The following is a 26409-nucleotide window of genomic DNA, read 5'->3' on the forward strand; positions in this document are numbered from 1 at the left end:
CGTGGTCGCCCCGATCAGGCCGAAGACCGCCCCGGACGCCCCGACCATCGGCTGGTTGCTGGCCAGATGAAGCAGGCCGTACCCGAGCGTCGAAAGCACGCCGCATACAATATATAGGGCGAGAAACATCGCTGCACCCCATCGCCCGCTCAAGGCCCGCACCAGCGGCGTGCCGAAAGCCAGCGCGGCGACCGCATTCATGACGGCGTGCACCCACCCGCCATGCAGCAACATGGCGGTGAACAGGCCGCCCGGTCGTCCTGCCTCCAGATCGACCGGGTAGAAGGCCCACTGGATTCCTTGGTCCGGCAATCTCAGCTGGAGGAAGAACAGCGCCGGCATGGACGCCGCCAGCAGCACCGCCAGCAACGGGGCGCGGGTCCAGGGCTCCTGGCGGTCGGGTTCGGGGATCGCGGCGGACCAGGGCATGGACCCGCAATGCGTCGGTCTGCCCGCGATCTCAAGCGCTTCTTAATATCCGTGGCCCACTTTGGCACGCCGGTCGGTTTCCGACCGGTCAACCATTTTGCGCGCAAGAGGCCCGGATGCCGGCGTCCCGTCTGATCCTGATCGCGGCCATCGCGACCGCCCTGCCCGTCTCGGCCCTGGCCCAGACCAGCGGTTCCGCGGGCGCGTCCTCCATGCAGGCGGGCTACGGCAACGCCCGCGGCGCGACCCAGTCGGCCCAGAGCGGCTCCACCCGCGACGCCAACGGCAACCGGATCATCGTCAACGGCCTGATCCAGGCAGGGGCGTCCAGCTACTCCAGCACCTCGGGCGGCGTGGCGTCGGGCTATTACGGCGCCGGGACCAACGGCGCGACCATCGGCGGCGCGACCGCCATCGGCAACAGCCTGAACGTCGTCGTTCAGGGCAGCTGGAACACGGTCATCGTCAACTCCGACCAGGTCAACAACGGCGATGTCACCGCCGGAACCGCATTGAACGGTACACTGAGTTTCCCATGAGCCAGAAGTCCATGACCGCTTACCGGACCGCCGGGCTCCTCTCGGCCGCCGCGCTGGCGCTGACCGGCTGCGTCAGCCCCGTCGCGGGCCCGTCCGGCCAGTACGCAACACCCATCGGCAACGCGCCTGTCACGTCGAACCCCACGCCGTACTCGACCGCCCTGTTCTGCCTGGCCGACTATGCGCACCGCTATAACCTGCCCTCGCCGCGCATCGCCGTGGGTCGGATCAGCGACTACACGGGCACCGTCTCTCCGGACGGCGGACGCCAGATCACCGGCGGCGCCTCGCTGATGGCCAACTCGGCCCTGGCCAAGGCCGGCGCCCGCATCGTCGAGCGCTATGATACCTCGGTGTCGGAGCTGGAGCTGCGCTACGCCAACAATCGACTGATCGGCGACGAGGCCCAGGCCCCGGCTCAGGGCCAGGCCGACTCGCAGTACCGCCGCATCCTGGCCGGCCAGGTGCCCGGCTCGGACTTCTATGTCGTCGGCGGCATCACCGAGGTGAACTACAACATCCGCTCGGCCGGTTTCGATATCGGCGGCGGCGAGGCCGACAGCGATACCCCGGCCTCTGGCATCATTCAGGGCAAGGTCTTCGTCATGAACGTGGCGATCGACCTGCGCCTGGTTCAGACCACCACCCTCGAAGTGGTCGACGTCGTCTCGTACCAGAAGCAGATCATCGGCCGCGAAGTCTCGGCCGGCGTGTTCGACTTCCTGAACGGCAACGTCTTCGACGTTTCGGCCGGCACGGGCGGGTTCGAGCCGGTGCAACTGGCCGTCCGCGCGCTGATCGAGCGCGCCACGGTCGAGTTCATGGCCAATCTGTACGGCGCGCCGGGCCCCGAAGTCTGCCTGAACGCCTCGAACGACCCGCTGGCCGGCAATACGGTTGGTCCGACGGGCGGCTACTATCCGGCCTATCAGAACACGGACACCAACAATGGCCAGACCCGGTCTGATCCGTCTCGCTGGCATGATCGCCGCGACGGCGACGTACGCCGCAGCCGCTACTGAAGCCGCCGCGCAAAGCCAGCCTCTGGTTCTGAACAACCAGCTGCAGCTTGGCGACGTGGTCGCGGGCCAGACGCTGAACGTCGTGGACGCCTCGGATCAGGTCACGGTCAGCAACAGCGCCGTAGGCGTCAGCCTGGCCGGCGGCTCGGACGGCCATGACGCCCTGGTCGTATCGACACAGGAGATGCGCGGCGACACGCGCGCCCGGGTCGATCTGACGCTGAGCGGCGACACCGGCGGTAGGGTCACCGTCGCCAACCAGGCACGCGGGACCTATCTCGGCGCGACGGTGGACAGCGCAGAGATCGCCATCGACGCGGCCCAGACCACCACCGGCCAGGTCCGCGCTACGACGAATATCGGCGAGGACAACGCCCGGCTGCTGGCGGGCGGCACGATCGCCACCGGCGCCATCGGCAATACGGTCGCGGTCGGCGGGGATCAAGTCGGCGTCCTGATGGGTCTGGATCAGCGCGCCGAGGGATCCGTCCGCGCTTCCACCTTCGTCGCAACCCAGTACATTCCAGCCGAAGCAGAGGTCTCCAGCCAGGCTCTGGCCAATGCGGTCCAGACCAGCGGCAATGTCGCCTCCACTCAACGGATGGGCGTCCGCCAGCGCTCGACGGGCGCCCTGGTCGAAGCTGCTACCAGCGCCAACGCCGGCAACGCCTGGGATCTGGCCGGCCGCGCCAACGCCGGCGCCAATCAGATCGTGGTCGGCAATCAGGGCGGCTCCATCGTTGTGGAGACCGATCAGGGGAACACCAGTGACGTGCGCGCCGCCTCTGTCGTCACCGCCTACGACTACGGCAAGGCGACCAGCTACGCCCGCGCCGCCGCCAACGAAGTCCAGGCGGGCAACAACGATCGCTATGTCGAGATCGACAATACCCAGTTGAACTCCGGCGGCGTTGAGGCCTCGGCCCGCTTCGCCGGGACCCAGGGGTACGACGTCTATCTGGGCGCCGATGCGGTCGGGAACACGATCACAGGATACGCCTGCTCGACCTGCACGGCGTACATGGACGCCACCAATAGCCAGACCAACAACGGCGACGTCACCGCCACGGTCAGCGGCGCGGTCGCCGGTCAGGGCCGCGCGGTGATCGGCAGCGCCACCGCCACGGGCAACAGCGCGACCTTCTACGTCTCCCGACCCGGCGGCTGACACGGGTCCGATCCGGCCGCAACCGCGCCTTGAACGCGCCTTGCGCCCGGTCTAGGCCGCGAAAGGCCGCCGTTTCCGGTGGATGCCGGAGACGTTCCATGCGCCCTTCCTTCCGCCTTATGATGACGGCCGCCTCCAGCGCCGTCTTGCTCAGCGCCTGCGGCTCCCTGCCCGACGTATCGATGCCCAGCGTGTCGATGCCGCGCCTGCCCTTCATGGGCGGCGGCGACCAGCCGGCCCCGACGCCCGCCGCCGCACCGACGCCTGCCCCGGCCCCGGGGACACCCGCAACCACCGGCACGCCCTCCCAGCCGTGGGCCCAGACCGCCAGCGACGTGCCCGCTGACCCGGCGGTCCGCTACGGCGTGCTGCCCAACGGGATGCGCTATGCCCTGCTGCGCAACGCCACCCCGCCCGGCCAGGCCTCGCTGCGACTGCGCATTGACGCCGGGTCGTTGAACGAGCGCGCAGACCAGCTGGGCCTGGCCCATTTCATGGAGCACATGGCCTTCAACGGGTCGACCGACATTCCCGAAGGCGAGCTGGTTCACACGCTGGAGCGGCTGGGCCTGTCCTTCGGCGCCGACACCAACGCCTCCACCGACTTCGACGAGACGGTCTACAAGCTGGACCTGCCGCGTACTGACGACGCGACCGTCGACGCCTCGCTGAACATCCTGCGCGAAATGTCGGGCGAGGCGACCCTGGCCGCCGACGCCATCGACCGGGAGCGCGGCGTGGTGCTGTCAGAGGAGCGGACCCGCGACGGCCCCGCCCTGCGATCGATCCGCGCCCGCCTCGGGTTCCTGATGAAGGGACAGCTGGCGCCGGAACGCTTCCCCATCGGCGACACCTCGGTGCTGCAGGCGGCCCCGCGTGAGCGCTTCACCGAGTTCTACAACGCCTACTACCGGCCCGAGCGCGCGACCCTGATCGCCGTGGGCGACTTCGACGTCGACCAGATGGAAGCCAAGATCCGCGCCGAGTTCGGCGATTGGGCCAACAGCCATCCGGACGGGGCCGCCCCGAACCTGGGCGCCGTGCAACCGCGCGGGCCCGAGGCGTCGGTGTTCGTCGACCCCGGCGTGCAGTCGACGCTGCAGATCGCCTGGGTCTCGCCGCCGGACCTGGCGCCGGACACGCTGGCGCACCAGGAGGCCGACATCATTCGCATCCTGGGGCTGCAGGTGCTGAACCGCCGCTTCCAGGCCCTGTCGCGCGGAGCGACCCCGCCGTTCATCGGCGCCTCGGCCAACGCGACGACCAACTGGCGCTCGCAGGACAACGTCTCGCTGTACGCCAACGTCCAGCCTGGCCAGTGGAAGCCTGCCCTGAGCGCGCTGGAGCAGGAGCAGCGCCGCATCGTCGAGTACGGCGTCAGCCAGGCCGAGCTTAACCGCGAGATCACAGAGTTCCGCACCTCGCTGCAGAACGCCGTCGCCGGCGCCGCGACCCGCCGCACGCCGGGTCTGGCCAACGGCCTGTCCGACACGGTCAACAGCCGCACCGTCTTCACCGCGCCCCAGACCGACCTGGCCATCTTTGACACCGTCGTGGACGGCCTGACGGCAGAGACGGTCAATGCCGCGCTGAAGGCGGCATTCCAGGGCTCGGGTCCGCTTGTCTTCATCACCAGCCCGACCGCGATCGAGGGCGGCGATCAGGCGGTGCTGACCGCTCTGGCCGAGGCCCAGACGGCCCAGGTCGCCGCGCCGCAAGCCGAGGCAGCCATCGACTGGCCCTACACCGACTTCGGCCGCCCCGGCGCGGTGGCCTCGCGCAGCGAAGTGGCCGACATCGAGACCACCTTCGTCACCTTCGCCAACGGCGTCCGTCTGACGGTCAAGCCGACGCGCTTCCGCGACGACCAGATCATGGTGTCGGTGCGCGCCGGTCGCGGCTTCCTGTCATTGCCCACGGACCGCACGACCGCCCTGTGGGCCGCACCCGCCACCTTCTCGGAAGGCGGCCTCGGCCGGCTGACGGCGCAGCAGCTCGAGGAGGCGCTGGCCCCCAACACCTATGGCATGAGCTTCCAGCCGGGCGAGGACTCCTACTTGCTCAGCGGCTCGACGCGGCCTGCGGACCTGGCGCTGCAGCTGCAGGTTTTGACCGCCTATCTGACCGATCCCGCCTGGCGGCCGGATCCGTTCGAGCGCGTTCGCGGCGTCTACGCCCAGGCCTTGCCCCAGATCGACGCCACCCCGGGCGGCGTGTTCGGCCGCGACGCCTCGGCCCTGCTTCACTCAGGCGATGCGCGCTGGCGTTTTCCGACCCAGGGGGACATCACCGGCGCCGACCTGCCGACCCTGCGCCGCACGGTCGAAGCCGATCTGGGCGGCGGTCCGCTTGAGGTCATCGTCGTGGGCGACGTCGATGTGGACGATGTCGTCGCGAAGGTCGCTGCCACCCTGGGCGCCCTGCCCGCCCGCACCGGCTCGACGGACCGCACCGGCGACGGCGTCCGCTTCCCTGCTCCCACAGCCACGCCGGTCGATCTGAAGCACGGCGGGCGTCTCGACCAGGCGCTGGGTTTCGTCGCCTGGCCGACGGTCGATTCGTTCAGCGACCCGCGCGAGATGCGCTACGTTCGCCTGCTGACCGACGTGCTGCGCCTGCGCCTGACCGACGAGCTGCGCGAGAATCAGGGCGTCACCTATTCGCCCCAGGTCTCGGACGACCCGTCCTCGGTCTTCCGCGGCTACGGCTATGTCCAGGCCGCCATCGAGGCCCCGCCCGAGCGCCTGCCTGGCTTCTTTACGGACGTAGACCGGATCGCGGCCGAGATCGCCGCGAATGGCGTCACCGCCGACGAACTGGAGCGGGCGCGCCGTCCTCGCATCGAAGCGCTGAACCGGATGCGAGAGACCAACGAGTTCTGGATGAGCGAGCTTCAGGACGCCCAGACCGATCCGACGCGCCTACCGGCCCTGCGCAGCGCCGTCGCCGATCTGGAGCGCGCCACCCCGGCCGATCTCCAGCGGGTGGCGCAGAAGTACTTCGTGGCGTCGAAGGCCTACCGCATCCAGGTCACGCCGCGCGTCGCCGCCCGGTAGGCGCTACGCATCCCAACTGAAAAGGCCCCGGACGCTTGCGCATCCGGGGCCAGTCACAGGATCGCCGACGGAGGGTCGACATCCGCATATTCGTTCATAGAGCCTGAGCCGGACCTGAACGGCGGTGTTCACCTGCCGCTCATGTTCGCGCCGGATTAGAACACGCGGCCTCCGACGCCGCCGTCCAGGGCGATGCTGGCGCCTTGCACCGCAAAGCCCTGCGTCTCGACGACTTCCTCGCGATACTCCGTGTAGGTCTCTTCGCGGATCATGGTCAGGATCTTCACGCCGGCGCCGAAGCGGCGCAGCAGCGAGCGTTCGTTGCAGTCGCGCGCCGGCAGTTGCGGCTTGCACACGACCTCGCCGCCCCGGCCGCGCCAAAGCGCCTCGCCCTTGCGGCAGCTCAGGGTCTCGCCGTGGTCGAAGCGGATGTCGCCCAGGAACTCGGCGATGGTGATCTGCAGGCTGGTGCCCGCGATGCAGCGGTAAAGCTCACCCTCAAAATCGTCGCGCACGTCGCGGTCGGCGAAGACCTGCGAGGCCGGATGCGGCACCGAGCGGTCGTCGATGCAGACGGCCTGGATCACGACCCGCTTCTCCCAACGACGCGAGGCCTGATAGGGCGTGCGGATCACCTGCTGAACGAGGGCGCCCTCGACGTTCAGGCCGTTGATGACGGTCGGATACGGCTGGTCGACGCTGACGTAAGCCGAGCCTCCGCCGTTGCCTTGCACCGAGCCATAGACGCCGGCGCGGGCGTTCACATAGGCGCGGGCGCCGGCGTTGGCGTTCGCATTGACGTTGACGTTCACATTCACATTGCCACCGCCGCAGCAGGGCGGAGGCGGCGGCGTGACGCAGCACGGAGGGGGCGGCGGCGGCGGAGGGGGCGGCGGTTGACAGCACGGCGGCGGAGGCGGCGTGCACCCCGTGTCGCATTTGGCCGAGGCCGCATCGGCGGCCGCCGTCACGGCGATGAAGCCCGCCACGGCCAGAAGCCAGGTCTTGATCCGCACCCGCATGGGCGTTCGCTCCGCGAAAAACACATGGCGGGCCGCATGACGCAGCCTGCCTGATCCGGCAGTTGACCGGAAAAGGCTTGCGTTTCCGTTAGCCATCGGGCGCGACGACCTGCTAAACGACCGCCACCATGACCGTCCGCGTCCTTCGCCCGATTTCGATTAGCCGCCCGGCGTAGCGCCGCAGGGCCTAGGCCCCGCGCACGTCGGGACTTTCCATCGAAGCCGCGAACGATCCAACGACGAGACGACCCCTCATGGCCGACGCCAACGAAACCCCCTCATCTGACGCTCGCGACTATCGCGAGACCGTGTTCCTGCCCGAGACGCCCTTCCCCATGCGCGGCGGCCTGCCCCAGAAGGAGCCCGTTATCCTGGAGCAATGGGGCGACCTCTACGGCGCCCTGCGCGCCCAGCGTCAGGCGGAGGGCGCGCCGCTGTACGTGCTGCACGACGGCCCGCCCTACGCCAACGGCGACATCCACATCGGCCATGCGCTGAACAAGACGCTGAAGGACTTCGTGGTCCGCAGCCGCTTCCTGCTGGGCTACGACGTCGACTACGTCCCCGGCTGGGACTGCCACGGCCTGCCGATCGAGTGGAAAATCGAGGAGGAGTTCCGCTCCAAGGGCCGCCGCAAGGACGAAGTCTCCAAGGACGAGTTCCGCGCCGCCTGCCGCGCCTACGCCGGCAAATACATCGACCTGCAGCGCGACCAGTTCAAACGCCTGGGCGTCGTCGGCGACTTCGCCAACCGTTACGCGACCATGGACTATGCATCCGAGGCGGCGATCGTCGCGGAGTTCCACAAGTTCAAGAACTCGGGCCAGCTGTATCGCGGGTCCAAGCCCGTCATGTGGTCGCCGGTCGAGCGCACGGCGCTGGCCGACGCCGAGATCGAATATCACGACCACGTCTCGCCCACGATCTGGGTCAAATTCCCGGTCATCGCGGCGTCCGACGACCACCCCGACGACCTGCTGGCCTTCCGCAGCGCCACGCCGGCCATCGTCATCTGGACCACGACGCCGTGGACCATTCCGGCCAACCGGGCGATCAGCTATGGCCCCGAGATCAGCTATGGCCTGTACGAGGTCACGGCCATGGAAGAGGGGCTGGAGTTCCAGCCCTGGGCCGCGCCGGGCGACCGGCTGATTGTGGCCGACAAGCTGGCCGAGGACGTCTTCAAGGCCGCCAAGATCGCCGCCTGGACCCGCATCTACGACATCAATCCGTCGGGGCTGGAGTGCGTGCACCCGCTGGCGGCGCTGGACCCGGGCTACAGCTTCTCCGTGCCGCTGCTGAGCGGCGACCACGTCACCGACGACGCGGGCACGGGCTTCGTCCACACGGCCCCCGGCCACGGCGCCGACGACTTCGAGGTCTGGAAGGCCCACGGTCATCACGAGGTGCCGGACACGGTCGATCCGGACGGCGCCTATTACCCCGGCGTTCCCCTGTTCGCGGGGCTGAAGGTGCTGGAGACCGAGGGCAAGAAGACCGGCAAGTTCGGTCCGGCCAACGGCGCGGTGATGGAAAAGCTGATCGAGGCCGGCAATCTGCTGGCGCGCGGCCGCATCGAGCATACCTATCCGCACAGCTGGCGGTCCAAGGCGCCCGTCATCTTCCGCAACACGCCGCAGTGGTTCATCCGCATGGATCAGCCCCTGAAGTCGGGCGATACCCTGCGTGAGACGGCGCTGAAGTCGATCGACGCCACTGCCTTCCACCCGGGTCAGGGCCGCAACCGCATCCGCTCGATGGTCGAGGGTCGGCCCGACTGGCTGGTCAGCCGCCAGCGCGCCTGGGGCACGCCCCTGGCCATGTTCATCGACAAGCAGACCGGCCAGCCGCTGCATGACCCCGAGGTCGACGCCCGTATCGTCAAGGCGGTGGCCGAGGGCGGCGCGGACGTCTGGTTTACTGCCCCTGACAGCGACTTCCTGGGCGCCCATGACCCGGCCCGGTTCGAGAAGGTCGAGGACATTCTAGACGTCTGGTTCGATTCGGGATCGACCCACGCCTTCACCCTGGACCCGCGCACGGCCGAGCATGGCTATGCCGGCGACCGCCCGGCGCACTGGCCGGCCGACCTGTATCTGGAAGGCTCGGACCAGCACCGTGGCTGGTTCCAGTCTTCGCTGCTGGAAGGCTGCGGCACGCGGGGCCGCGCCCCCTTCAAGGCGGTCCTGACCCACGGCTTCACCCTGGATGAGAACGGGGAGAAGATGTCCAAGTCGCGGGGCAATACGACCGACCCCCTGACCATCATCAAGGAATCGGGCGCCGACATCCTGCGCCTGTGGGTCGCTCTGGTGGACTATTCGGACGACCAGCGGATCGGCAAGCAGATCCTGCAGACCACGGTCGACGCCTATCGCAAGCTGCGCAACACCGTCCGCTATCTGCTGGGCGCCCTGGACGGCTTCGACGAGGCCGAGCGCCTGACCGACTACGACCAGATGCCCCCGCTCGAGAAGTTCATCCTGCATCGGCTTTGGGAACTCGATGGCCAGGTGCGCAAGGCGTACGAGGAGTACCGCTTCCAGGACGTGGTGCGGCCGGTGCTGGAGTTCTGCTCGGGCGACCTGTCGGCGCTGTATTTCGATATCCGCAAGGACGCCCTGTACTGCGACCGGCCTGATTCCGTGCGTCGCCGCGCGGCGCGAACGGTGATGGACGAGGTGTTCGCGCGGCTGACCGCCTGGCTGGCCCCGCTGACGCCGTTCACGATGGAAGAGGCGTGGACGACGCGGTTCCAGGACGGCGGCTCGAACTGCGCGCGGGTGATCCCGGCGACGCCGGAGCATTGGCGAAACGAGGCCGAGGCCGAGCGATGGTCTGGCGTCGAGACGGTGCTGAAGGTCGTCAACGATTCGCTCGAAGCGGCGCGGCGCGACAAGGCCATCGGCGGGGCGCTGGACGCCTGGCCGACAGTCACGGCCCCAGCGGTCTTGCTGGCTGCATTCGAGGGTCTGGACGCCGCCGAGGTGTTCCGCACCTCGGGCGCCGAGATCGTCAGCGGCGGCGAGGCCGTGGTGGTCGTGGTCAAGACGGCCGACTTTCCAAAATGCGCCCGCTCGTGGCGGCGTGTGCCGGACGTCGGGTCGGACCCGGCCTATCCGGAGCTGTCAGCGCGGGATGCGGACGCCGTTCGGGCGTGGGACGCGGCGCGGGGCTGAACCGCCTGCCTTTCCTCTCCGAGAAGGAAAGGGCTTGCGGCTCGCAGAGCGAACCGAGGCGCCAAGCCGAAAGGGTGAAGGGAGAAGGTTTCACGGCGAAGCGGAGAATTCCGACCCACCGCCAAGGAAATTCGCCCCCTCATTTCCGGCCCGCAGCGAACCCTCCCTCGACCGCGCCCATTCGGCCTGCTAACCGCCGCGCCATGAGAATTCCCCGCATTACCTGGTCGGCCTACGGCTTCGCGTTCGCTGTGCTGGTGATCGATCAGATCACCAAGTTTTGGATGATCGGTCTGGACCTGCAGGAGGTGGGGCGCATCCCTCTGCTGCCGCCGGTGCTGAACCTGACCTGGGTCGAGAACACCGGCTCCAGCTTCGGCATGTTCAGCGGCGGCTCGGCGCGCTGGGCGCTCAGCTTCTTCTCGATCGCCGTGGCCGGTCTGCTGGCCTGGTGGGCCCTGACGGCAAAGCGCCGCCTGCTGATCACGGCCATCGGCCTGGTGATCGGCGGCGCCCTGGGCAACGTCATCGATCGGGTGCGTCTGGGCTTCGTCATCGACTTCATCGACTTTTCGGGCACCGGCGTCTTCCCGTGGGTGTTCAACGTGGCCGACAGCGCGATCACCGTCGGGGTGGTCCTGCTGCTGATCGACAGCCTGCGCAGCGAACGCTCCGCTCAGGTTGGCGCGGCCGTTGAAAAGTCGTAATCAGGCGCTTTCCAAAGGACCTCGTCCTTGTGTCCAGCGCGTCCGCGCGCCCGGAGCCCGTTTCATGACCCCTATCCGCGTCGCCGCCGTCAGCCTGATCGCCGTCTCGGCCGCCTCCCTGGGCGCCTGCGGCGCCGTCAAACAAGGCATCGGCCTGACCAAGGTCGTGCCGGACGAGTTCGTCACCGTCTCGACCGCCCCGCTGAGCGTTCCGCCGGAGTACGGCCTGCGTCCGCCGTCGCCCGGCCAGCCGCGCCCCCAGGAGCTGGCCCCTGAGAGCGCCGCCCGCCAGATCCTGCTGGGTCAGCGCCAGGCCATTACGCGCACGCCGGGCGAGCAGGCCCTGGCCCAGCAAGCCGGCGCCGACCGCGCCGACCCGCTTGCCCGCTACGTCGTCGACGACGAGTTCGGCGACCTGGCCCACAAGGAAGAGAACTGGGCCAGCCGCCTGCTGTTCTGGCGTCAGAACGATCCCTCGACCCAGGTCGCCACGGTGACCCAGTCGGCCGATGGCTCGCAGACCATCGACGCGGCCAGCGAGCAGGCGCGCCTGCAGGCCCTGACCGGCGGCCAAGCGGTGGCGATCACCGAGCGTCGCCGCAGCGGCTTCAAGCTGCCGGGCCTCTAAGGGTCTGGACGTCACGGGCGGCCGATAGGTCACCCGCCTTCGCGTAAACTCGGCCGATCGGCCACGGATACAGCTACATGCGTCGTGCCCTTATCGCCCTGTCCGCCGCCCTCCTAACCGCCACGGCCGTGGCTGGGCCGGCCAATGCGCAGCTCGGCGGCAGCATGGGTCGTCAGGGCTCCCAGACGCAGCAGCAACAGAGCCGCGGCAACAGCGCCGAGGAAGCCCAGGAGCAGCGTCGCCGCGCTCCGCGCATCGCGCCCCTGTCGCGCCGCGCCAACGCCGGCCCCTGCCCCTATGTGAAGATCCTGTACGACGCCGCCCGCTATGTGGAGATGCGCGACAACCAGCCCCGGTTGGCCAACGTCGGCTTCACCGGCGAGATCGAGGGCATCAGCGCCGACTGTGAATACCGCGAGGGCGATCCCATTCAGCTGGACATGCAGATGCTGTTCAGCCTGGGCCGTGGCCAGGCGGCGGCCGGCCAGCAGCACACCTATCGCTACTGGATCGCAGTAACGGAACGGAACCGCGCCATCCTGGCCAAGACCTATTTCGATGTTCCGGTGACGTTCGACGCCTCGGGGCTGGCCCAGGTGCGCGAAGAGCGTTCGATCACCATTCCGCGCGCCAGCGAGGAAGTGTCGGGCGGCAATTTCGAGGTGCTCGTCGGCTTCGACGTGACGCCTGAGATGGCCGCGTTCAACCGTTCGGGCAGCCGCTTCCGCATCCAGCCGGGCGCGCCGGCGGCGACGGCCTCCACCGCACAATGACCGACCTGAAGGCTGCGCTCGGCGAAGCGGTCCAGGCCGCCTTCGCCGCCGAAGGCGTGGACGCGGCCTTGGCGCGCGTCACGACCTCGGACCGGCCCGACCTGGCCGACTTCCAGTCCAACGGGGCCCTGGCCGCCGCCAAGGCGCTGAAGGCCAATCCGCGCGAGCTGGCGACGCGCGTCGGCGACCGGCTGGCCGCCGATCCGCGCCTGGCCTCGGTCGAGGTGGCGGGACCGGGCTTCATCAATCTGAAGGTGGCGGACGACGCCCTGGCTGCTCGGGCGGCCGAGGTGGCGGCGGACGCCGACCACGCCGGCGCCTCGACGGTCGACAGGCCCCGCAAGGTTCTGATCGACTTCGCCGGACCGAACGTGGCCAAGCCGATGCACGTCGGCCATCTGCGCTCGTCCATCATCGGCGAGAGCTTGAAGCGCATCTTCCGCTTCCGGGGCGACACGGTCACCGGCGACGCCCACTTCGGCGACTGGGGCTTCCAGATGGGGCTGCTGATCGTCGCGGTCGGTGATGAGGGCAAGGCGGACGCGTTCTTCGCCGAGGGCGACGGGCCGTTCCCGGATGTCAGCCCCGTGTCGCTGGACGATCTGGAGCGCCTCTATCCGCTGGCGGCCGGCAAGGCCAAGGAAGACCCGGCCTACCGCGACCGCGCCCGCAAGGCGACGGCCGAGCTGCAGAGCGGCCGGGCCGGATACCGGGCGCTGTGGGCGCAGTTCGTGGCGGTCAGCCGCACGGCGCTGGAGCGCGAGTTCGGGGCGTTGGGCGTCACCTTCGATCTGTGGAACGGCGAGAGCGACGCCGATCCGGTCATGGCCGAGATGCTGGCCCATCTGTCTGACACCGGCCTGCTGGTCGAGGACGACGGCGCCCAGGTGGTGCATGTCGCCAGGCCCGGCGAGACCCGAAAGAAGAAGCTGGCCGATGGCTCGACCGTCGAGGCGCCGAGCCCGCCGCCGCTGCTGGTGGTGTCGTCCGAGGGGTCGGCCATGTACGGCACGACCGACCTGGCCACGATCCTGGATCGTCGGAAGAGCCTCGATCCCGACCTGATCCTGTATGTCGTCGATGAGCGGCAGGCGGAGCATTTCCAGCAGGTGTTCCGCGCCGCGGTTCTGGCCGGATACGCCGAAGAGGGCGCGCTGGAGCATCTGGGCTTCGGCACCATGAACGGCGCGGACGGCAAGCCCTTCAAGACCCGTGCGGGCGGGGTGCTGAAGCTGCACGACCTGATCTCCATGGCGACCGAGAAGGCCGATCAGCGGCTGGCCGAGGCCGAGCTGGGGGCCGACATGCCGGCCGACGAGCACGCCGACATCGCCCACAAGGTGGCCATCGCGGCGCTCAAGTTCGCCGATCTGTCGAACGCGCGAACCACCAGCTACGTCTTCGACCTGGACCGGTTCACCAGCTTCGAGGGCAAGACCGGGCCGTACCTGTTGTATCAGGTGGTGCGGATCAAATCCCTGCTGCGCAAGGCGGCGGACCAGGGCGCGGCCGTGGGGCCGATCATCATCGCCGAGTTGGCCGAGCGTGATCTGGCCCTGACGCTGGACGCCTTCGACCAGGCCGTGACCGACGCCTATGAGCGCCGGATGCCGCACGCCATCGCCGAGCACGCTTACCGGTTGGCGCAGAGCTTCTCGAAATTCTACGCCGCATGCCCGGTGCTGGTCGCGCCGGACGAGGCCACCAAGGGCTCACGCCTGGCCCTGTCGAAGGCGGCGCTGGACCAGCTGGCGATCGCCCTTCGCCTGCTGGGAATCGAATCGCCCGAGCGGATGTAGCGCCAAAGGCGCAGACTCCCGGTGCAAGGTCTGGTTAACCTTTGCCTTGGGGCAGTCCGGGGCGGGCATGGGGCGTCGCGATCACAGCGTGCGGATGGCCGATGCGGCCGTGAGGGGCTTCGGCCTGGCGGACGTCACGCCGGGCTTTCTGAAGCCGCGCGCGGCGCTGTACGTCGATGGCTACAACCTGTTCCACGCCCTGCTGGACCAGGGCCGGCGCGAGTGGTTGTGGCTGGACTTGAAGACCCTGGGCAAGGGGATCATCCGGCCGGGCGAGCGTCTGGCCTCGGTGACCTGGGTCTCGGCGCACAAGCCTGACCGCAACGGCCGGATGCAGGCCATGTTCGCCTATGAGCAGGCGCTGCGGGCCAGGAAGGTGCGCTGCCTGATGGGCACTTCGTGGTGCATGGCGACGGGTGCCAGAACTGCGGCCACCGCTGGATGTCGGCCACGGAGAAGCAGAGCGACGTCAATCTGGCGCTGGCTCTGACGTCGGACGCGGCCGCTGATCGGTTCGATGTCGCCTATCTGCTGACTACCGACGGCGACCATTCGGCCACGGCGCGCTTCCTGCGCGAGAGCTATCCGGACAAGGGGCTGATCACCGTCGCGCCGCCGGGGCGCGGGCACAATCGCCAGATCAGCGCTTGGGTCGACGGCACGGTCGGCATTGGACCGAACCTGATCGAGCGCTCCATGCTGCCCGACCGGGTGAAGACGCGAACCGGCTGGATCGAGCGGCCGCTGAACTGGGCCAGGCCGGAGCCGGCGCCACCGCCCGATCCTACGCCGCCTTCGCCGAGCGCCATGCCGCGCGCCGACGGCAAGGGTGGACATCTGCGGCTGGTGGTGTCGAACTAAAGGGCATGTCCCTAGACGCCTATATCGCCGGCCTGCCCAAGGCCGAACTGCACCTGCACATCGAAGGCTCGCTGGAGCCCGAGCTGATGTTCGAACTGGCCCGCCGCAACAAGGTGTCGATCCCGTTCGACAGCGTCGAGGCGGTGCGGGCGGCCTATGACTTCTCGAACCTGCAGGACTTCCTGGATATCTATTACGCCGGGGCGAACGTGCTGCTGACCGAGCAGGACTTCCACGACCTGGCCTACGCCTATTTCCAGCGGGCGGCGGCGGACCGCGTGCGGCACGCCGAGATCTTCTTCGACCCCCAGACGCACACCGACCGGGGCATCCCGTTCCAGGTGGTGGCCGACGGCCTGCTGTCGGGAATGAAGGCGGCCGAGAGCGATCTGGGCGTCTCGTCCCAGCTGATCCTGTGCTTCCTTCGCCATCTGGACGAGGACGCGGCCTTCGCGACGCTGAGGAAGGCCGAGCCCTGGCTGGACCGCATCCGGGGCGTGGGGCTGGATTCGTCGGAGGTCGGGCACCCGCCGTCGAAGTTCAAATCGGTCTTCGCGGCCGCCGGCTCGATGGGGCTGAAGCGGGTGGCGCACGCGGGTGAAGAGGGGCCGCCGGAATATGTCTGGGAGGCGCTGGACCTGCTGAAGATCGACCGGATGGATCACGGCAATCGCTCGATGGAGGATCCAGCGCTGGTCGAGCGGCTGGCGCGCACGGGGATGACGCTGACGGTCTGCCCGCTGTCGAACCACAAGCTGTGCGTGGTGGACGATCTGAAGGATCACCCCGTGCCGGAGATGCTGCGCCAGGGGCTGCACGTGACGATCAACTCGGACGATCCGGCCTATTTCGGCGGCTATGTGAACGAGAACTATCGCCAGTTGGCGGCGGCGGTCGGGCTGACGCGCGAGCAGGTGACGCAGCTGGCGCGCAACAGCTTCGAAGGGTCGTTCCTGACCTCGGCGGAGAAGTCGGCCTTCATCGAGGAGGTGGACGCCTACGCCGGAACGGCCTGACCTCTGGCGGCTTTGTCTCCCCGACCACAGGGAGAGACATCATGGCTGAGAAGCAAGGTCACGGCAGCGAGACCGCGAAGCGCGCGAACGCCAAGGCGGCCAAGGAAAGCAAGTCCAACCCGCGCAAGTCCAGCGCGGCGCAGGCCGAGCTGGGCAAGAAGGGCGGCAAGAAGGCCAGCCACTGAAATGCAGAAAGGGCGCGCCCGTCAGGACGCGCCCTTTCGTTCATCCCGGCCGCCCGATCAGATCGGCAGGATGGCCGTGCCGAAGGCGCGCTTCAGCTCGTGGGCGGCGAAGGTCTGGGCCGCCGCAGCGTCCGGCACCACCAGACCCATGCCGAAGAACTCGTGCGTCGAGCCGTTCCAGGTCTTGTGACGGACATCGACGCCCTGGGCTTCCAGGCGCTCGGCCAGCAGTTCGCCCTCGGAGCGCAGCGGGTCGATTTCGGCGTTGATGATGGTCGTGGACGGCAGGCCGCGCAGGTCGGCGTCAACCAGGTTGATGCGCGGGTCGGCGGTCTCGGACTTGTCGTTGAAGTAGTGACCGACGAACCATTCCATCATCGGCTTGTTCAGCGGCTTGGCCGTCGCGTTCTCGACATAGCTTTCGCGCGTCATGTCGTTGCCGGCGACCGGATAGACCGAGACGATGTGGTCCGGCAGGCGGCCGCCCTGATCCCGCAGTTGCATAGCCGTGGCGACGGCCAGGTTGCCGCCGGCGCTTTCGCCCATGATGGCGATCTTGGTCGGGTCGGCGCCGATCGACTGGGCGTTGGCGACGGCCCAGTTCCAGGCGGCCAGGGCGTCGTCATGGGCGGCGGGGAACTTGTTCTCGGGCGCCTGGCGGTAGTGGACCGAGAGGACCACCACGTCGGCGAAACGCGACACGCCGCGCGGGCCGCCGTCATAGACATCCAGGTCCGCGATCACGAAGCCGCCGCCGTGGAAATAGACGACCAGCGGCTTCAGGTCGTCGCTGGTCAGGTCGGGGCTGTAGACGCGCGCCTTCAGCGGCCCGGCGGCGCCGTCGATGGTGATGTCGCGGGTCTGGATGCCCAGGGTCGGGTCTTCATCCTTCACCGTCTCGCGCAGGATGGCCTTGACCGCGTCCGTCGGCGTCGGCTGCAGGCGGGCCTCCTGCGGGCTCAGAGACTCGATCGGCTTGGGGTTCAGCTGGGCCAGATGGTCCAGCACGTTCTGCATGGGCATGTCGGGCTTGGCCGGGGTGGTGCGCGGCTGCTCGTCCTTGCCGAGGATCTTATCGAGGATGGACATAAGGGTCCCTATATTCAGAAGGTTGGCGGTATCGGTCAGCTAACCCCCGGGTCTATGAGGCCGTTCCGTATGCTGGAGCTTGACTCGTTCCGGCGAACCGGGCCTTTGGGCCTCGCTCTCGCGGGAGAGATCGGGGTGTGATTCAGCCCCGACGCCGAAGGCGCAACCGCCCCGGAAACGCTCAGGCAAACGGACCGCGAAGCACACGGACGCTGGAAAGTCGGTCTTCATGACCGCGCCGACGGAGCAAGGCCGCCTCGACATCCGGTTGTTCGGATGGGGGGCGCCGGAATCTCTCAGGCTTCAGGACAGCGGGGGCGCGCAGACGGCGGGAGACCGCTCCAACACGCGACCGCGAGACTCTGAATGGCCGACGAAACCCTGAAGACCACGCCCCTGAACGCCGCGCACCGCGCGCTGGGCGCCCGCATGGTGGGCTTCGGCGGCTATGACATGCCGGTGCAGTACGAAGGCGTGCTGGCCGAACATCGCTGGACGCGGGGACACGCCGGCCTGTTCGACGTCAGCCACATGGGCCAGGCCAAGATCACCGGCGCGGACGCCATCGCCCAGTTCGAACGCTTCGTGCCCGGCGACTATCAGGCGCTGAAGGCCGGCAAGCAGAAGTACTCGCTGCTGCTGAACGAGCGCGGCGGGATCATCGACGACCTGATGGCGGGCAAGCCCGATCACGACGGCCTGTTCGTCGTCGTCAACGCCGGCAACAAGGACGAGGACTTCGCCTTCTGGACCGCGAACCTGGAAGGCGACGCGACCCTGACGGTGCTGGACCGCGCGCTGCTGGCCATCCAGGGGCCGGAAGCGGCCGCCGTGATGGCGGCGCACGAACCGGTGCTGGCCGACTTCGGCTTCATGGATTGCGCGCGGCTGATGCTGTTCGGCTGCGACTGCTACGTCTCGCGCTCGGGGTATACGGGCGAGGACGGCTACGAGATTTCGGTCCCGGCGGACCAGGCCGAGCGCATCTGGAACACCCTGCTGGAAGACGCGCGGGTCAAGCCGATCGGTCTGGGCGCGCGCGACAGCCTGCGGCTGGAAGCCGGCCTGCCCCTGCACGGCCACGACATCGATCCGGCGACGACGCCGGTTGAGGGCGCCCTGACCTTCGCCTTCTCCAAGTCGCGCAAGGAGGCGGCCGACTTCAACGGCGCCGAGACCGTCCTGGGTCAGCTGGCGAACGGAACCGAGCGCGTCCGCGTCGGCCTGATCGTCAAGGAGGGCGCCCCGGCGCGCGAGGGCGCAGAGATCGCCGACGCGGACGGCGCGGTGATCGGCAAGGTCACGTCCGGCGGCCCTTCGCCGACGCTGGGCCGCAACATCGCCATGGGCTACGTGCCGCCGGCCTTTGCCGACCTGGGCACGGAGCTGAAGGTCATCGTGCGCGGCAAGCCGGCCGCCGCCGAGGTCGTCGCCCTGCCCTTCGTGGCTTCACGTTATTACCGCAAACCCAAGACCGTCTGAGGACCGCCATGAAATACACCAAGGATCACGAGTGGGTGCGCGTCGAGGGCGATGTCGCCGTCGTCGGCATCTCCAAGCACGCCGCCGACCAGCTGGGCGACGTGGTCTTCGTCGAGACGCCGGAAGCCGGCAAGACGGTCGGCAAGGGCGACGGCTTCGCCGTGGTCGAGAGCGTCAAGGCGGCGTCGGACGTGTACGCCCCCGTCTCGGGTGAAGTGATCGAGGGCAACGCCGCCCTGGCCGGCGCGCCGGAAACGGTGAACGCCGACCCCGAAGGCGAAGGCTGGTTCGCCAAGATCCGCATCAAGGACGCCAGCCAGCTGGACGCCCTGATGGATCAGGCCGCCTACGACGAATACCTGACGAGCCTCTGACCTTCGGACCCGCTCATCCCGGCGGAAGCCGGGAACCAGTTCGAGCCGCAAGCGCGGCGCCCTGGGATGAGCGGGACCACCTCCCCCGGTGACGTTCGTCACCCAAAGCACTGGATCCCGGCTTCCGCCGGGATGAGCGGAATATACGTATGCGCTACCTTCCCCTGACGCCCGACGACCGCACGGCCATGCTGGCCGCCATCGGCGCCCCGTCCATCGACGACCTGTTCGTGGATGTGCCCGAAAGCGCGCGGCTGGATGGCCCGGTGGACCTGCCGCGCGTGGCGGGGGAGCTGGAGGTCGAGCGGGCGCTGTCGGCGATGGCCTCTCGCAACGCCACGGCAGGCACGACGCCCTTCTTCTGCGGCGCCGGCGCCTACAAGCACCACGTCCCGGCCACGGTGGATCACATCATCCAGCGGTCCGAGTTCCTGACCAGCTACACGCCCTATCAGCCGGAAATCGCACAGGGCACGTTGCAGTATCTGTACGAGTTCCAGACCCAGGTCGCGAACCTGACCGGCATGCCGGTGGCCAACGCCAGCCTCTATGACGGCTCGACCGCCATGGCCGAAGGCGTCTTGATGGCGACCCGCGTGACGCGCCGGAACAAGGCGGTGATCTCGGGCGGCGTGCATCCGCACTATGTCCAGGCGACCGAGACGGTCGTGCACGCCGTGGGCGTCGAGACGCAGGTGCTGGCCGCCGCCGTCGACGCCGAGGCCGCCGTCATCGACCAGATCGGGCCGGACACGGCCTGCGTGGTCGTGCAGACGCCCAACGTCTTCGGCACCGCGACGGATGTGACCAGGATCGCCGAGGCGGCCCATGCGGCCGGCGCCCTTCTGATCGTCGTGGTCACCGAGGCCATGTCGATGGGCCTGCTGAAATCGCCCGGCGAGATGGGCGCCGACATCGTCGCGGCTGAGGGCCAGTCGATCGGCAACGCCCTGAATTTCGGCGGCCCCTACGTCGGACTGTTCGCCACGCGCCAGAAGCTGATCCGCCAGATGCCGGGCCGCCTGACGGGCGAGACGGTGGATGCGGACGGCGAGCGCGGCTTCGTCCTGACCCTGTCGACGCGCGAGCAGCACATCCGCCGCGACAAGGCGACGTCGAACATCTGCACCAACTCGGGCCTCTGCACCCTGGCCTTCACCATCCACATGAGCCTGCTGGGCGAGACGGGCCTGCGCAAGCTGGCCCTGCTGAACCACGAGAAGGCGGTCGCCACGCGCGACGCCCTGGCCGCTGTGCCTGGCGTGGAGATCCTGACGCCGCGTTTCTTCAACGAGTTCGCGATGCGCCTGCCCAAACCTGCGGCCGAGGTGGTCGAGGCCCTGGCCAACCACCGCATCCTGGCCGGCGTACCTTACAGCCGCCTGGCGCCCGCCGCCGGCATGGACGACGTGCTTCTGGTCGCCGCGACCGAGACCACGCTGGACGCCGATATCAAGCTGTTGGCCGTCGCGCTGACCAAGGTCCTGGGGAACTGACGATGAGCACCATGAACACCGTCGGCCGCCCGACCACGCCCAACGCCGTCGCCGCCAAACCCGCCACGCTGACCGGCGGGCGAGGCCTACTGCAGAACGAAGCCCTGATCTTCGAGGGCGACGGTTGGGGCAAGACCGGCGTCGATCTGCCGGAGCCGGCGACGGACGGGGGCGATCTGGGCGATCTGGTGCGGCGCGATCCCATCGGCCTGCCGGGACTGAGCGAGCCGGAGACGATGCGCCACTATGTGCGCCTGTCCCAGAAGAATCACGCCATCGACCTGGCCATATACCCGCTGGGCTCGTGCACGATGAAGCACAACCCGCGCCTGAACGAGAAGATGGCGCGCCTGCCGGGCTTCTCCGACATTCACCCGCTGCAGCCGATCTCGACGGTGCAGGGGGCGTTGCAACTGATGGACACGCTGAGCCACTGGCTGAAGACGCTGACCGGCATGCCGGCGGTCGCCCTGTCGCCCAAGGCCGGCGCGCACGGCGAACTGTGCGGCCTGATGGCGATTCGCGCCGCGCACGAGGCGTCGGGCGAACACGCCCAGCGCCGCAAGGTCCTGGTGCCCACCTCCGCCCACGGCACCAACCCGGCAACTGCGGCCTTCGTGGGCTATTCGGTGGTCGAGGTCGCCCAGACCGAGGACGGCCGCGTCGACGTGGCCGATCTCGCGTCCAAGCTGGGTCCGGACGTGGCCGCCATCATGGTGACCAACCCCAACACCTGCGGCCTGTTCGAGCGCGACATCCTGGAGATCAGCCGCCTGACCCACGCGGCGGGGGCCTACTTCTACTGCGACGGCGCCAACTTCAACGCCATTGTCGGCCGGGTGCGGCCGGGCGACCTGGGCGTCGACGCCATGCACATCAACCTGCACAAGACCTTCTCCACGCCCCACGGCGGCGGCGGTCCGGGCGCGGGTCCGGTGGTGCTGTCAGCGGCGTTGGCGCCTTTCGCGCCCGCCCCGTGGGTGGTGTCGGACGCGGAGGGATACCGTCTGATCGAGCGCGAGGAAGACGAGGCCGAGCAGGCCTTCGGCCGTCTCTGCGCTTTCCAGGGTCAGATGGGGATGTACGTCCGCGCGCTCAGCTACATGATGAGCCACGGCTCGGACGGCCTGCGCCAGGTCGCCGAGGACGCGGTGCTGAACGCCAACTACATCAAGGCCCGCCTGTCGGATCTGATGAGCCCCGCCTTCCCGGACGGTCCGTGCATGCACGAGGCCCTGTTCGACGACGAGTGGCTGAAGGGCACGGACATCACCACGCTCGACTTCGCTAAGGCGATGATCGACGAGGGCTTCCACCCGATGACCATGTATTTCCCGCTGGTCGTCCACGGCGCCATGCTGATCGAGCCGACCGAGACCGAATCGAAGGCCGAACTGGACCGCTTCATCGAGGCGATGCGGGCGCTGGCCGGGGCCGCGAAGGCTGGCGACGTCGAGCGATTCAAGGGCGCCCCCTTCCACGCGCCGCTGCGCCGTCTGGACGAAACCCGAGCCGCCCGCACCCCGGTGCTGCGCTGGACGGCGCCGGAAGGATCGAATCGGGCGGCCTAACCCGCAGCCCGCCTCAGCGCCGCGAAGGCCTGGCGACCGAAGATTTCGGGCGATTCGCCGGGGTGCGTCAGCCAGTGGTCGGTGGCCAGTTTCAGGATACTGACGGCGGTCCCGGCGACCACTCGGCAGGCGACATCGTCGGGCGGCAGGCCCTTCTGATTCGCCAGGGTCTGGGCCAGAAGACGCTCGACCGCCTCGTACTTGGCCTGGTCGCCCGCGCGGAGGGACGGCGTGGCGTGAATCAGGCGCGCGACGGCCAGGCCTTCGGGCGACGGGGGTCGGCGCGCCAGGTCGATCATGGCGTTCTCGACCATATCCAGCAGCGATTCGTCGGCCGGCCGCGCCGCGACGGCGTCGGCGATCACCTGCGGGAAGTCCGCCTTCGCCGATAAGGCGATCTCTTCCTTCGATCCGAAGTAGTTCAGCAGGGTCCGGCGCGAGACTTCGGCGGCCTCGGCGATGTCGTCCAGCGTCACCGAATCGAATCCCGACACCAGAAACAGGCGTAAGGCTTCGGCCTGGATCCGTCCGTGGGTCTCGGATCGCTTGCGCGCGCGCAGTCCGTCCGATTCGAAATGTTTGTTTTGCACTTCTTGCATAATTGCACCGGGTGCATATATGCAGTCCGGAGCCTATTTAAAGGGGGTGTCGACAAACAGGATAGCGCCGATGGCCGGATGGACCACAAACGATATCGCCGATCTGAGGGGCCGACTGGCCATCATCACCGGCGCGACCGGCGGATTGGGGCTGCAAACGGCGCTGGTTCTGGCGGCCAAGGGCGCCGAGGTCGTGCTGGCGGCGCGCAATCCGCAGAAGGGCGCGGACGCTGTGGCCCTGATTCGCGCGCGATATCCGGCGGTGAAGGTCAGGTTCGACCTGCTGGACCTGGGCGACCTGTCGTCGGTGGCCGCTTTCGCCGACCGCCATGTGGCCGCCGGCCGGCCGATCGACATGCTGATCAACAACGCCGGCGTCATGGCCCTGCCGAAACGCCAGGAGACGGCGGACGGCTTCGAGATGCAGTTCGGCACCAACTACCTGTCCCACTTCGCCCTGACCGGGCGGCTGCTGCCGTTGCTGACGGCGGCGAAGGCGCGGGTGGTGCAGCTGTCCAGCGTGGCGCATCGCGGCGGCCGCATCCGGCTGGAGGATCTGAACTACCGCAAGGGCTATCGGCCGTGGCCGGTCTATCAGCAGTCCAAGCTCGTCATGCTGATGTTCGCCATCGAGCTACAGCGACGGAACGCGGCGAACGGCTGGGGCCTGACCAGCGTGGCGGCGCATCCCGGCGTGTCGCGCACCGACCTGATGGCCAATGGGCCGGAGCATGGCAGCACGGGCGGCTCGCTCAGCGGCTTCCTGGTTCGGCGATTCGCCCAGTCGGCCGAGCGCGGCGCCCTGCCGACGCTGATGGCCGCGACTTGGCCAGGCGTGACGCCCGGCGGATACTATGGGCCACAGGGTCTGGGCGAGATGCGCGGTCGGCCGGGCGTGGCCCGGATCGATCCGGCGGCCCTGGACGCCGATGTCGCGCGCCGGCTCTGGACCGAGTCCGAACATCTGACGGGCGTGCGCTGGGGCTGACACTTACGGCGATGTCATTCGTCAGCCGCCGTTCAGCCACGGAAGCGGATTGTAAAGGCGTTCGTGGCAGGGTGTTCACGGTGACGCGGGGCGAAGTCTTCGCGGAGCCAAGTGGCGTCCTGTCGGTTTGTGCCTGACCCATCCAGAACGGATCGCTTCGCGTGACATTCGCCGCCGCCCTTCACTCGCCCGTCCGATTCCGCGCCAGCCCGTGGAAGCTGCTGCGCCGCATCGCCATGACGGCGGCCGGCATCGGCGTCGTGCTGCTGGGCGTGGTGATCGCGCCGTTGCCGGGCCCGCTGGGGCTGCCGGTCATGGTGCTGGGCCTGATGCTGATCTTGAAGGCGTCGATCTGGGCCAAACGCGCCTTCATCCGAGCGCAACGGGCGCGGCCGAACTGGGTCTATCCCTTCCGCCGCCTGCTGCGGCGCAAGCCGGAGTTCGCGCCGGTCTTCTGGCAGCAGCTGCTTCGGATCGAGCGGCTGATGTTGCGGCGCGGGCGTGGATCCATGACGCGGATGCGAAAAAAGCTGCGGCGCGGTTTCCGCAAGATGTTCCATTGATTGCGTAAATCGCGCGCCGCAACCGCGAAGCACGCCAAAGTGAAGTCCACAGCCTCCCGCCCGCGTCACACAGGCGTATCCTGACCCTCGCGTTATCGAGAACCGAAACAGCGTTGGGAGGCGCTCAGGGTCATGATGTCACGCGTATACAAGGGCGTGGTCGCTGGTTTCGTCGCGACCGTCGCGGTTTCCCTGATGGAGGCCGTCAATCTGCTGACCGTGAAATGGTTCGCACCGTTCCCGGGCATCGTCGCCCGCATCCTGGACCTGCATAGTTTGACGGCCGGCTGGGTGGTTCACGCCATCGCCGGGACCCTGATCCTGGGGCCGCTTTTCGGCATCCTGTGTCCCCGCCTGCCGACCGACACGCCCGAGACCAAGGGCATCGTCTTCGCGGTTGGAGCCTGGGTGGCGATGATGATGGTCATGATGGTGACCGGCGACGCCTTCGTCTTCGGCAGCAACTTCGCCACCGTCGGCTGGATGCTGGTCACCCATGCGGTGTTCGGGATCGTGCTGGGCAATGTCTATGCCCGGCTGATCGCACGCGAGAAGCGAGCCCACGTCGTGGTCGGCGCGCAACCGGCTCACTGACGGAAAGTTCTTCTCCCCATTCGCGCAGGCGGATGGGGGGGTGGCTCGGCCTTCAGGCCGAGACGGAGGGGCTGTTCAAGCGCGGCGTGTGGGATCGCCCCTCCACCGCAAGCGGTCCCCCTCCCCATTGCATGGGGAGGAAAGCGCCTTAGCTGAGGCGCGAACCGATCTGGGCGATGGCGGCATCGGCCAATGGGTCGGTCTTCTGCGACGCCAGCTGCGAGGCCAGGATGCGTTCGGCGGCGTCGACGGCCATTTCGGCGGCGGCGGCCTTCACCTCGGCGGCGGCCTGAACTTCGGCCTGGGCGATGCGGCGTTCGGCCAGGGCCTGACGACGGGCCAAGGTCTCTTCCAGCTTGGCGCGAGATTCGACTTCCAGCCGGCGGGCGTCGGCCTCGGCGGCCTTCAGGGTTTCAGCGGCCTGGGCGTCAGCCTCGGCCTTTTCCTGACGGATCGAGGCCAGCAGGGCTTCGGCTTCGGCGCGCAGACGGGCGGCCTCGTCCAAGTCAGCCTGAATCTTGGCGGCCTTGGCGTCCAGCGCCCCGGCGATCAGTTTCGGCACGCCGGCCAGGATCAGGATGCCGACAAAGATCAGCAGGCCGATGCCGACCCAGATCTCGGGATTGGACAGGCTCCAGATGCCTTCCTCGAAGATCAGGTTCATCAGGTAGCTCCGTTCAGGGCGGCGGCCACGTCGGCCTTGGCCGGCGCCTTGCCGGTCAGACGTTCGACCAGAGCCGAGGCGGTGTCGGCGGCGATGCCCGAGACGTGCGTCATGGCGGCGTCGCGCGACTTGGCGATGGCGGCCTCAGCCTCGGCGATGCGGGCGTTGACTACCGATTCCTCGGCGGCGAGACGGGCGTTGGCCTCATCGGCCACGCGCTGCTTGGCGGCGGTGGCCAGCGAGCGGGCCTCGGCGCGCGCCTTGGCCAGATCGGCCTTGGCGGCGGCGGCCTGGTCGGCGGCCTCGGTCTGGACCTGACGCGCGGCGGCCACCGCGCTGGAAATGGTTTCGGTCCGCTCGTCCAGGACGCGGCGCAGGCGCGGCGCGAAGACCCTGGCGATCAGGACATAGAGGATGACGAACAGGAACAGCAGATAGGCCGCCTGTCCGAACCAGTGGGTGGTGTCGAACTGGGGCAGCCCGCCGCCCCCGCCGTGGCCCTCGGCCTCGGTCGTGGCGTGACCGCCCGAAACGTTACCCGCAGCGGCGCCGTGGGCGGCGTCTTCGGCGTGAACCGGAGGATGATCAGAGGAAGAGAGGGCCAT

The 26409-nt window shown here is 68.6% G+C and carries 26 protein-coding genes and 2 riboswitches (1 of these 28 cut by a window edge); of the genes, 20 read left to right on the forward strand and 6 right to left on the reverse strand.

What is annotated here, in order from left to right; genetic code table 11:
- Nucleotides 1–429, reverse strand: the 5' portion of a protein-coding gene (locus ASG17_RS11975; RefSeq protein ID WP_056103995.1) for a rhomboid family intramembrane serine protease. The gene continues 258 nt to the left of window position 1, outside the view; only the first 429 of its 687 coding nucleotides appear in the window; it begins with the start codon at nt 427–429; its stop codon lies beyond the left edge, outside the window.
- Between the two features lie 116 nt (nt 430–545).
- Here ASG17_RS11975 and hfaA point away from each other — a divergent pair, with 116 nt between their 5' ends.
- The 4 genes from hfaA (at nt 546) to ASG17_RS11995 (ending at nt 6214) form a co-directional block, all read left to right on the forward strand.
- Nucleotides 546–968 (forward strand): holdfast anchoring protein HfaA, encoded by a 423-nt coding sequence (hfaA, locus tag ASG17_RS11980; protein ID WP_056103998.1) that lies wholly within the window; start codon nt 546–548, stop codon nt 966–968.
- Nucleotides 969–979: 11 nt separating this feature from the next.
- Nucleotides 980–1990: a holdfast anchoring protein HfaB gene (gene hfaB, locus ASG17_RS11985; RefSeq protein ID WP_056104375.1), complete on the forward strand. Its 1011-nt coding sequence runs from the start codon at nt 980–982 to the stop codon at nt 1988–1990.
- Entirely contained in the window at nt 1917–3158 is a 1242-nt protein-coding gene (hfaD, locus tag ASG17_RS11990) for a holdfast anchor protein HfaD (protein WP_056104001.1), read from the forward strand. The genes hfaB and hfaD overlap by 74 nt, the downstream gene beginning before the upstream one ends.
- A 98-nt stretch (nt 3159–3256) precedes the next feature.
- A complete protein-coding gene (locus ASG17_RS11995; RefSeq protein ID WP_056104002.1) occupies nt 3257–6214 on the forward strand; it encodes a pitrilysin family protein in 2958 nt (985 codons plus the stop codon).
- Between the two features lie 155 nt (nt 6215–6369).
- On the opposite strand, the gene ASG17_RS12000 is transcribed toward ASG17_RS11995, so the two are convergent.
- A complete protein-coding gene (locus ASG17_RS12000) occupies nt 6370–7236 on the reverse strand; it encodes a hypothetical protein (RefSeq protein ID WP_235560439.1) in 867 nt (288 codons plus the stop codon).
- A gap of 254 nt (nt 7237–7490) precedes the next feature.
- On the opposite strand from ASG17_RS12000, the gene ileS reads away from it, so the two are divergent.
- The 9 genes from ileS (at nt 7491) to ASG17_RS15700 (ending at nt 16384) form a co-directional block, all read left to right on the forward strand.
- Nucleotides 7491–10415: an isoleucine--tRNA ligase gene (gene ileS, locus ASG17_RS12005; protein WP_056104005.1), complete on the forward strand. Its 2925-nt coding sequence runs from the start codon at nt 7491–7493 to the stop codon at nt 10413–10415.
- A gap of 203 nt (nt 10416–10618) precedes the next feature.
- A complete protein-coding gene (gene lspA / locus ASG17_RS12010) occupies nt 10619–11122 on the forward strand; it encodes a signal peptidase II (protein WP_056104007.1) in 504 nt (167 codons plus the stop codon).
- A 64-nt stretch (nt 11123–11186) separates the two neighbouring features.
- Nucleotides 11187–11750: a DUF3035 domain-containing protein gene (locus ASG17_RS12015; protein WP_056104010.1), complete on the forward strand. Its 564-nt coding sequence runs from the start codon at nt 11187–11189 to the stop codon at nt 11748–11750.
- Between the two features lie 77 nt (nt 11751–11827).
- Nucleotides 11828–12523 carry a hypothetical protein gene (locus ASG17_RS12020; protein WP_056104012.1) on the forward strand — a complete coding sequence of 232 codons (696 nt, stop codon included), beginning with the start codon at nt 11828–11830 and terminating at the stop codon, nt 12521–12523.
- Nucleotides 12520–14322: an arginine--tRNA ligase gene (gene argS, locus ASG17_RS12025; protein WP_056104014.1), complete on the forward strand. Its 1803-nt coding sequence runs from the start codon at nt 12520–12522 to the stop codon at nt 14320–14322. Before ASG17_RS12020 ends, argS begins: the two co-directional genes overlap by 4 nt.
- A 67-nt stretch (nt 14323–14389) precedes the next feature.
- Nucleotides 14390–14812, forward strand: a complete 423-nt coding sequence (locus ASG17_RS15825; protein ID WP_235560440.1) for a hypothetical protein — start codon at nt 14390–14392, stop codon at nt 14810–14812.
- Nucleotides 14764–15183, forward strand: a complete 420-nt coding sequence (locus tag ASG17_RS15830; RefSeq protein ID WP_235560441.1) for a hypothetical protein — start codon at nt 14764–14766, stop codon at nt 15181–15183. Before ASG17_RS15825 ends, ASG17_RS15830 begins: the two co-directional genes overlap by 49 nt.
- A gap of 5 nt (nt 15184–15188) precedes the next feature.
- Nucleotides 15189–16199: an adenosine deaminase gene (locus tag ASG17_RS12035; protein WP_056104016.1), complete on the forward strand. Its 1011-nt coding sequence runs from the start codon at nt 15189–15191 to the stop codon at nt 16197–16199.
- A 41-nt stretch (nt 16200–16240) separates the two neighbouring features.
- Nucleotides 16241–16384 (forward strand): hypothetical protein, encoded by a 144-nt coding sequence (locus ASG17_RS15700; RefSeq protein WP_200935079.1) that lies wholly within the window; start codon nt 16241–16243, stop codon nt 16382–16384.
- Nucleotides 16385–16441: 57 nt separating this feature from the next.
- Here the strand turns inward: ASG17_RS15700 and ASG17_RS12040 are convergent, their stop codons facing one another.
- Complete coding sequence (locus tag ASG17_RS12040; RefSeq protein WP_056104018.1) at nt 16442–17473, reverse strand: alpha/beta hydrolase; 1032 nt, start codon at nt 17471–17473, stop codon at nt 16442–16444.
- A gap of 111 nt (nt 17474–17584) precedes the next feature.
- A riboswitch (glycine riboswitch) is annotated at nt 17585–17680 on the forward strand.
- A 3-nt stretch (nt 17681–17683) separates the two neighbouring features.
- Nucleotides 17684–17787: riboswitch (glycine riboswitch) on the forward strand.
- Between the two features lie 52 nt (nt 17788–17839).
- Here ASG17_RS12040 and gcvT point away from each other — a divergent pair.
- The 4 genes from gcvT to gcvPB all read left to right on the forward strand — a co-directional run bounded on the left by gcvT (nt 17840) and on the right by gcvPB (nt 22396).
- Nucleotides 17840–18955, forward strand: coding sequence for a glycine cleavage system aminomethyltransferase GcvT (gcvT, locus tag ASG17_RS12045; RefSeq protein ID WP_056104027.1), 1116 nt, complete (start codon nt 17840–17842; stop codon nt 18953–18955).
- Nucleotides 18956–18963: 8 nt separating this feature from the next.
- Nucleotides 18964–19329 (forward strand): glycine cleavage system protein GcvH, encoded by a 366-nt coding sequence (gene gcvH, locus ASG17_RS12050; RefSeq protein WP_056104028.1) that lies wholly within the window; start codon nt 18964–18966, stop codon nt 19327–19329.
- A 149-nt stretch (nt 19330–19478) separates the two neighbouring features.
- Nucleotides 19479–20825 (forward strand): aminomethyl-transferring glycine dehydrogenase subunit GcvPA, encoded by a 1347-nt coding sequence (gene gcvPA / locus ASG17_RS12055; protein WP_056104030.1) that lies wholly within the window; start codon nt 19479–19481, stop codon nt 20823–20825.
- Nucleotides 20826–20827: 2 nt separating this feature from the next.
- Nucleotides 20828–22396: an aminomethyl-transferring glycine dehydrogenase subunit GcvPB gene (gene gcvPB, locus ASG17_RS12060; protein ID WP_056104032.1), complete on the forward strand. Its 1569-nt coding sequence runs from the start codon at nt 20828–20830 to the stop codon at nt 22394–22396.
- Here the strand turns inward: gcvPB and ASG17_RS12065 are convergent.
- Nucleotides 22393–22995, reverse strand: coding sequence for a TetR family transcriptional regulator (locus ASG17_RS12065; RefSeq protein WP_056104036.1), 603 nt, complete (start codon nt 22993–22995; stop codon nt 22393–22395). The genes gcvPB and ASG17_RS12065 overlap by 4 nt on opposite strands.
- A gap of 70 nt (nt 22996–23065) precedes the next feature.
- Here ASG17_RS12065 and ASG17_RS12070 point away from each other — a divergent pair, with 70 nt between their 5' ends.
- The 3 genes from ASG17_RS12070 to ASG17_RS12080 all read left to right on the forward strand — a co-directional run bounded on the left by ASG17_RS12070 (nt 23066) and on the right by ASG17_RS12080 (nt 25140).
- Nucleotides 23066–23983, forward strand: coding sequence for an SDR family oxidoreductase (locus ASG17_RS12070; protein ID WP_056104039.1), 918 nt, complete (start codon nt 23066–23068; stop codon nt 23981–23983).
- Nucleotides 23984–24144: 161 nt separating this feature from the next.
- Nucleotides 24145–24546 carry a hypothetical protein gene (locus ASG17_RS12075; protein WP_235560442.1) on the forward strand — a complete coding sequence of 134 codons (402 nt, stop codon included), beginning with the start codon at nt 24145–24147 and terminating at the stop codon, nt 24544–24546.
- 132 nt (nt 24547–24678) lie between these two features.
- On the forward strand, nt 24679–25140 hold the full coding sequence (locus ASG17_RS12080; protein WP_056104041.1) for a DUF6789 family protein: 462 nt from the start codon (nt 24679–24681) through the stop codon (nt 25138–25140).
- 148 nt (nt 25141–25288) lie between these two features.
- On the opposite strand, the gene ASG17_RS12085 is transcribed toward ASG17_RS12080, so the two are convergent.
- Complete coding sequence (locus ASG17_RS12085) at nt 25289–25804, reverse strand: F0F1 ATP synthase subunit B (RefSeq protein WP_056104043.1); 516 nt, start codon at nt 25802–25804, stop codon at nt 25289–25291.
- Complete coding sequence (locus ASG17_RS12090) at nt 25804–26409, reverse strand: ATP synthase F0 subunit B' (RefSeq protein ID WP_056104047.1); 606 nt, start codon at nt 26407–26409, stop codon at nt 25804–25806. Before ASG17_RS12090 ends, ASG17_RS12085 begins: the two co-directional genes overlap by 1 nt.

The sequence above is a fragment of the Brevundimonas sp. Leaf363 genome (assembly GCF_001424025.1).
Taxonomy (GTDB): Bacteria; Pseudomonadota; Alphaproteobacteria; order Caulobacterales; family Caulobacteraceae; genus Brevundimonas.

Excerpts from the sequence above, each read along its gene's own strand:
- hfaA (WP_056103998.1), top strand. The coding sequence starts at position 546 with ATGCCGGCGTCCCGTCTGATCCTGATCGCGGCCATCGCGACCGCCCTG.
- hfaB (WP_056104375.1), top strand. The coding sequence starts at position 980 with ATGACCGCTTACCGGACCGCCGGGCTCCTCTCGGCCGCCGCGCTGGCG.
- hfaD (WP_056104001.1), top strand. The coding sequence starts at position 1,917 with ATGGCCAGACCCGGTCTGATCCGTCTCGCTGGCATGATCGCCGCGACG.
- ASG17_RS11995 (WP_056104002.1), top strand. The coding sequence starts at position 3,257 with ATGCGCCCTTCCTTCCGCCTTATGATGACGGCCGCCTCCAGCGCCGTC.
- ASG17_RS12000 (WP_235560439.1), bottom strand. The coding sequence starts at position 7,236 with ATGCGGGTGCGGATCAAGACCTGGCTTCTGGCCGTGGCGGGCTTCATC.
- ileS (WP_056104005.1), top strand. The coding sequence starts at position 7,491 with ATGGCCGACGCCAACGAAACCCCCTCATCTGACGCTCGCGACTATCGC.
- lspA (WP_056104007.1), top strand. The coding sequence starts at position 10,619 with ATGAGAATTCCCCGCATTACCTGGTCGGCCTACGGCTTCGCGTTCGCT.
- ASG17_RS12015 (WP_056104010.1), top strand. The coding sequence starts at position 11,187 with ATGACCCCTATCCGCGTCGCCGCCGTCAGCCTGATCGCCGTCTCGGCC.
- ASG17_RS12020 (WP_056104012.1), top strand. The coding sequence starts at position 11,828 with ATGCGTCGTGCCCTTATCGCCCTGTCCGCCGCCCTCCTAACCGCCACG.
- argS (WP_056104014.1), top strand. The coding sequence starts at position 12,520 with ATGACCGACCTGAAGGCTGCGCTCGGCGAAGCGGTCCAGGCCGCCTTC.
- ASG17_RS15825 (WP_235560440.1), top strand. The coding sequence starts at position 14,390 with ATGGGGCGTCGCGATCACAGCGTGCGGATGGCCGATGCGGCCGTGAGG.
- ASG17_RS15830 (WP_235560441.1), top strand. The coding sequence starts at position 14,764 with ATGTCGGCCACGGAGAAGCAGAGCGACGTCAATCTGGCGCTGGCTCTG.
- ASG17_RS12035 (WP_056104016.1), top strand. The coding sequence starts at position 15,189 with ATGTCCCTAGACGCCTATATCGCCGGCCTGCCCAAGGCCGAACTGCAC.
- ASG17_RS15700 (WP_200935079.1), top strand. The coding sequence starts at position 16,241 with ATGGCTGAGAAGCAAGGTCACGGCAGCGAGACCGCGAAGCGCGCGAAC.
- ASG17_RS12040 (WP_056104018.1), bottom strand. The coding sequence starts at position 17,473 with ATGTCCATCCTCGATAAGATCCTCGGCAAGGACGAGCAGCCGCGCACC.
- gcvT (WP_056104027.1), top strand. The coding sequence starts at position 17,840 with ATGGCCGACGAAACCCTGAAGACCACGCCCCTGAACGCCGCGCACCGC.
- gcvH (WP_056104028.1), top strand. The coding sequence starts at position 18,964 with ATGAAATACACCAAGGATCACGAGTGGGTGCGCGTCGAGGGCGATGTC.
- gcvPA (WP_056104030.1), top strand. The coding sequence starts at position 19,479 with ATGCGCTACCTTCCCCTGACGCCCGACGACCGCACGGCCATGCTGGCC.
- gcvPB (WP_056104032.1), top strand. The coding sequence starts at position 20,828 with ATGAGCACCATGAACACCGTCGGCCGCCCGACCACGCCCAACGCCGTC.
- ASG17_RS12065 (WP_056104036.1), bottom strand. The coding sequence starts at position 22,995 with ATGCAAGAAGTGCAAAACAAACATTTCGAATCGGACGGACTGCGCGCG.
- ASG17_RS12070 (WP_056104039.1), top strand. The coding sequence starts at position 23,066 with ATGGCCGGATGGACCACAAACGATATCGCCGATCTGAGGGGCCGACTG.
- ASG17_RS12080 (WP_056104041.1), top strand. The coding sequence starts at position 24,679 with ATGATGTCACGCGTATACAAGGGCGTGGTCGCTGGTTTCGTCGCGACC.
- ASG17_RS12085 (WP_056104043.1), bottom strand. The coding sequence starts at position 25,804 with ATGAACCTGATCTTCGAGGAAGGCATCTGGAGCCTGTCCAATCCCGAG.
- ASG17_RS12090 (WP_056104047.1), bottom strand. The coding sequence starts at position 26,409 with ATGGCCCTCTCTTCCTCTGATCATCCTCCGGTTCACGCCGAAGACGCC.